Origin of the sequence: Streptomyces tricolor (genome assembly GCF_002155905.1) — a bacterium.
Classification (GTDB): domain Bacteria; phylum Actinomycetota; class Actinomycetes; order Streptomycetales; family Streptomycetaceae; genus Streptomyces; species Streptomyces tricolor.
In genome coordinates, this window is sequence record NZ_MUMF01001055.1 from 1 (window position 1) to 1,579 (window position 1,579).

At 77.6% G+C, this 1,579-nt stretch carries 2 protein-coding genes; both read left to right on the forward strand.

What is annotated here, in order from left to right; genetic code table 11:
• The first annotated feature begins 218 nt into the window (after positions 1-218).
• Positions 219-1,190, forward strand: a complete 972-nt coding sequence (locus tag CCN44_RS42685; protein ID WP_086704645.1) for an alpha/beta hydrolase — start codon at positions 219-221, stop codon at positions 1,188-1,190.
• Positions 1,183-1,579 (forward strand): acyltransferase family protein (locus CCN44_RS42690; RefSeq protein WP_244204090.1); only part of this gene is annotated, 397 nt, incomplete at its 3' end. The genes CCN44_RS42685 and CCN44_RS42690, both read left to right, overlap by 8 nt.

The window sequence follows — 1,579 nt, forward strand, 5'->3', positions numbered from 1 at the left end:
TGGCGGCCGGCTCGGCGGCCGGCTCGGCGATCGGGTCGGCCCTTCGGGGCGGGCCCGGTGCCCGGGTCGGTCCTTCGGGGGCGGGCCCGGTGATACCCGTAATACCTGAGAGCTACCCGCGAGGACAGCTCCCTGGCGGGACGCCGACGACCGCCCCCGATCCGTAACTTCCTTTGCAGTCGAGCCCGATGGCCGGGCACACGGAAAGGAAGCCGACCATGGGGCAGCCGCGCACGCGAGGACTGATGGCCCGTGCCCGCCGGGCGCTCCTCTCCGCCCTCGTCACCGCCGCCCTCGTCACCCCCCTCGCCGGCGCGGCCCGCCCGGAGATCCCCGCACCGCCTCCCGCCACCACCCTCAGCACACCCGGCCTCCCCTCCGTCTACGCGGCGAACCGGAAGAACGCCGCCGAGGCGGCCCGCATGGCCGCCGCCCACGGCGACGCGCACCGGGCCGCCGCGGTCCGCGCCCTCGCCGCCCCGTCCCGCCGGCTCCTCGCCTTCGACGGCCGCGGCGCCGGCCAGGCCACAGAGGTCCTCGGCGACCTCGCCCACGCCGAACACATCGCGGTCCTGGTCCCCGGCTCGGACACCTCCCTGGACACCTACGCCCGCTTCCACCGGGCCGCCGCGGCCCTGTCCGCCGACCTCACGCACCGCGCCGCCCCCGGCACCCGCGTCGCCGTCGTCGCCTGGCTCGGCTACGAGACCCCGGCCACGGTGAGCACCACGGTCACCACCCCCACCCGCGCCGACGAAGCCGCCCCCCGCCTGCGCGCCCTCGTCCGCCGGCTGCGCACCGAGGCACCCGCGGCGCACCTGTCCCTGCTCTGCCACTCCTACGGCTCCGTGGTCTGCGGCCGAGCCGCCCCCGGCCTGGACGCGGACGACATCGCCCTGGTCGGCAGCCCCGGCACCGGCGCGGACTCCGCCGCCGCCCTGCACACCCGCGCCCGGATCTGGGCGGCCCGCGGCAGCGAGGACTGGGTGGCGCACGTCCCGCACATGCGTGCCGACCTCTTCGGCGCCACCGTCGGCTTCGGTGCCGACCCCGTCTCCGCCGCCTTCGGCGCCCGGGTCTTCGACGCGGCCGACGCCGGCCACAGCGGCTACTTCACCCCGGGCTCGGCCGCCCTCGCCCACCTCGCCCGCATCACCCTCGACGACCCCTCGGAGGCAACCCGTGGCTGAGCCGCCCCTGAGCACTCCGGCCCCCTACCGGGCACTGCGCGCGATCCGCCGGGGCGCGCACCGCGTGGACGCCGCCACCCCCGCGTCCCGGGACCGTGCCGTCGACGCCCTGCGCGCCACCGCGATCCTCGGTGTCGTCCTGGGCCACTGGCTGGTCACCGCCCTGGTCGCGGCGGACGGCGGCCTGCACACGGCGAGCCCGTTGCAGCACATGCCCCGGCTGGCCCCCGTCTCCTGGCTCCTCCAGACCCTGGCCGTGTTCTTCCTGGTCGGCGGGTATGCGGCGACCAGAAGCCTGAACACGGCCCGGGCCAGGGGCGAGTCCTACGGCGGATGGCTGCGCGCCCGCATGACCCGGCTGCTGCGCCCGGTCGCCGCGCTCCTCGGCC